Below are 3,461 nucleotides of genomic sequence, written 5' to 3'. Positions count from 1 at the left end.
GCCACGCAGATTCCTGGCTTGATTGGCATGAGCCACAACTTCAAGCCCGATTTACAGCTTATAGTGAACGCTATCCTTTCGACGCTGGTGGGCATTACCTTTGCGGTGGTGATCACGGCGCTGATTCGCAACAAGCGTCCGTCGTGGACCGCCAAACGTGCGGTGCGCAAAGGTATCCGCGAGCTGCTGCATTTTATCGCCACTGTGCGGCTCAACAGCGTCACGCTGACCGCGCGGCAGCAGTTTGTCTCGCGCACGCTGGATAAGGTCAACATCATCCTGCCGCGTAAACGTGTCGATCCGGTGCCGGAGTTAGTCTCCGGCGGCAATTTGATCGCCGAAGCCTGGCTGGGCGCAAACTGCTACGACTACTACACGCGTCATCGTGAGCTGCTGCTGGCGCATCACATTGAAAGTGCGGCGATGTTCCACGAGCTAAGTCAGTTTCTTAAGTGCCGGTTGAAGTCGCTGCACACCACGCCGCAACCGGAATTGCTAGTGGAACTGAATACGCTGTTGCTGCGACTGGAAGCGGCGGCGCTGCAGGAGAACACGCTGTTTGCGCCCATGTTCCATCTGTTCAATATCCGCTTATCGTTGTTTCCTGCGGCGCGCTGGCCGGAAAACCATTACAGTGCTGAACAGCATGTTTAAAACGGAGTTAAGCAGATGAAAATGATCGGTTTGATTGGCGGAATGAGCTGGGAATCCACCGCGCTCTATTACCGTATTATCAATGAGCAGGTGAAGCAGCAGCTGGGCGGATTGCACTCCGCACGCAGCCTGATGTACAGCGTCGATTTCCATGAAATCGAAAAGTTGCAGGCCGCAGGCGAGTGGCAACAAGCGGGCGAAATTCTGGCAGAAGCGGCTGTTAGCCTGGAGAAAGGCGGCGCAGATTTCATCGTGCTTTGTACCAACACCATGCACAAAGTCGCGCAGCAGATCACCGATGCGGTCAGCATTCCGCTGCTGCATATCGCCGATGCCACCGCGAAGCGCATTCGTCAGGCGGGCGTGAAAAAAGTCGGTTTGCTGGCGACGGCATTCACCATGGAGCAGGAATTTTACAAAGGTCGGCTTAATCAGTCGGAGATTGAGGTGCTGGTGCCTGATGCGGCAGGACGCAAAGTGGTGCACGACATCATCTATCAGGAACTCTGTCTTGGCGTGATCCGTGATGAATCGCGCGCGCAATACCGCAAGATTATTGCCGAGCTGGTGGAGCAGGGCGCAGAAGCCATCATTCTCGGCTGCACCGAAATCACTTTGCTGGTAAAAGCCGAAGACGCCAGCGTTCCGCTGTTTGACACCACCTTGATCCACGCACAAGACGCCGTAAAACTCGCGCTTTTGTAGGGTCGCCATTTATGGCGACCAGGCGTGCATGAATTTGTGCATTATGAAATGAGGATGGTCGCCATAAATGGCGACCCTACAAAACCAGGTACAAAATCCATCAAAACGCTGTTTCCAGTGAATCTCTGACGCAATAATCATCATCCACCAGTGGCAGATAGCGCCATTTATCAAAGGCGGTGCAAGGATGCGAAATACCGCAGCCGACCCAATCGCCCACCTGCAGCGGCTCATCCTCCGGCAATAACAGATAAGCGTGCTGATCGTTCACATCACTAATACGCAGATGCGTTGCGGTGCGCGGGGCGCTGCCATCGGCGTTGCGGGTCCACAGCGGATTCGGCAGATCCTGATCGAAGGGTACATCGCGACGACCAAAATCTACGAACGCCAGGCCCGGTTCCGGGCGCGATAACACGCGGCCCCAAATCTCCAGCGCGGCAGCAAAATGATGTGTTGCGCCCGGCTGAGCAAAGGGCGCGATGCGCGCATACAATCCGCTGTCGTGCGCCATATAGGCACCTGAACGGATCAGCGGCGTCATCGGCAACGGCAGTTTTGCTGCGGTGAAGCACGCTGTCACCACATCAAACCACGCACCGCCACCGGCGCTAAGGATGATGTGATCGCTGGCAAACAGCTGCTTTTCCGCCAGCAATTCAGCGGTAGCGATCATCATCTGGCAGTAATCCTTCACGCGCTGAATGCCGCTTTCATCGCGGCCTGCGCCCAGCGCGCCTTCATAACCGGCTACGCCCACCAGCTTGAGCGCAGGACAGGCGGCGATCGCTTCGGCAATCGCTACTGCGTCCTGCTGAGAGCGACAGCCGGTACGGCCGCCGCTCACTGACATCTCCAGCAGCACCGAAATCTGGCTGTCGCCCAGATTCTGCGCCAAAAGCTTTACGCCTTGCAGCGAATCGACGTAACACAGGAAGCCGTGATCGGGATGCTGCCGTTGCCACTGCGCAATCCAGCGAATGCCCGCCGGATCGACCAGTTGATTGGCGAGAAACACATTGCGGATGCCGAACTGGCGCAGCGCGCGAACCTGCGCAGGCGTAGCGGCACCCAAACCCCACGCGCCGCCTTCGGTAATCGCGCGGCGCAGAATGGCGGGCGACATCGAGGTTTTCCCGTGCGCGGCGAGCATCACGCCGTTTTCACGGCAGAAGTCCGCCAGCTGGCGCAGGTTATTCTCCAGCGCCGACTGTTTCATGACCATCAGCGGCGAAAACACCTGATCGCTGCCGAGCACTGCGGTGCCGATAGCCAGCGGCGCATCACCGGCACCCGCAACCGATTTAAAACGTGGCGCGGTTTGCTGCGCATCCAGTAATCCATCCGCCTGCAGCGGAAAGCGAATCGACATAGATCCTCCTGTTAGTGCTCAAGTACGCGCGATAAGAACTGCTGAGTGCGCGGGTTCTGCGGATTGACGAAGATCTGCTCGGGCGAACCTTGTTCGGCAATCACGCCCTGATCCATAAACACCACGCGGTCAGCGGTTTTCCGCGCAAAGCCCATCTCGTGCGTTACCACCACCATGGTCATGCCTTCTCGCGCCAGGCTGCGCATCACTTCCATTACTTCGCCGACCAGTTCTGGATCCAGCGCCGAGGTGGCTTCATCGAAGAACATGATTTTTGGTTCTACCGCCAGCGCACGGGCAATCGCCACGCGCTGCTGCTGACCACCGGAAAGCTGCGCCGGATAGTGATGCGCGCGCTCGGCGAGTCCGACGCGCGTGAGCGCCGCCATGCCGCGTTTATTGGCTTCGGCTTCCGACAGCTTTTGTGCTTTGATCAGCGCCAGCGTCACGTTGCCGAGCGCGGTTTTATGCGGGAACAGGTTGAACTGCTGAAACACCATGCCAACGTGACCGCAAATTTCACTGGCGCGTTTGCGTTGGTGCAGCGGCACGTCGTTGACCCACACTTCACCGCCGTCGGCCACTTCCAGTCCGCTCATGATGCGTAACACGGTACTTTTGCCAGATCCTGACGCGCCAATCAGCACCAGCACTTCACCCGGTGAAACATCGAGACTGATCTCTTTCAGCACCTGGGTTGCGCCAAACGATTTGGTTATCCGGCTTAAGG

The 3,461-nt window shown here is 57.6% G+C and carries 4 protein-coding genes; 2 read left to right on the top strand and 2 right to left on the bottom strand.

What is annotated here, in order from left to right; all coding sequences use genetic code 11:
- Positions 1 to 654, top strand: a 654-nt coding sequence (locus RTY00_RS22150) for an FUSC family protein (protein WP_312666264.1), incomplete at its 5' end; no start/stop codon positions are given.
- Positions 655 to 669: 15 nt separating this feature from the next.
- The gene (locus RTY00_RS22145) at positions 670 to 1,359 is read left to right on the top strand and encodes an aspartate/glutamate racemase family protein (RefSeq protein WP_312666262.1); all 690 of its coding nucleotides are present in this window, start codon (positions 670 to 672) and stop codon (positions 1,357 to 1,359) included.
- A 100-nt stretch (positions 1,360 to 1,459) separates the two neighbouring features.
- Here RTY00_RS22145 and RTY00_RS22140 read toward each other — a convergent pair whose 3' ends face one another.
- Positions 1,460 to 2,731: an alanine racemase gene (locus RTY00_RS22140; protein ID WP_312666260.1), complete on the bottom strand. Its 1,272-nt coding sequence runs from the start codon at positions 2,729 to 2,731 to the stop codon at positions 1,460 to 1,462.
- An 11-nt stretch (positions 2,732 to 2,742) separates the two neighbouring features.
- The coding region (locus tag RTY00_RS22135) for an amino acid ABC transporter ATP-binding protein (RefSeq protein ID WP_312666258.1) at positions 2,743 to 3,461 on the bottom strand (719 nt) is incomplete at its 5' end.

Origin of the sequence: Pantoea sp. CTOTU49201 (genome assembly GCF_032054795.1) — a bacterium.
In the GTDB taxonomy this organism is placed as follows: Bacteria; Pseudomonadota; Gammaproteobacteria; order Enterobacterales; family Enterobacteriaceae; genus Pantoea; species Pantoea symbiotica.
The sequence above is the reverse complement of the archived record's forward strand: the minus strand, read 5'-3'. Positions and strand labels throughout refer to the sequence as shown.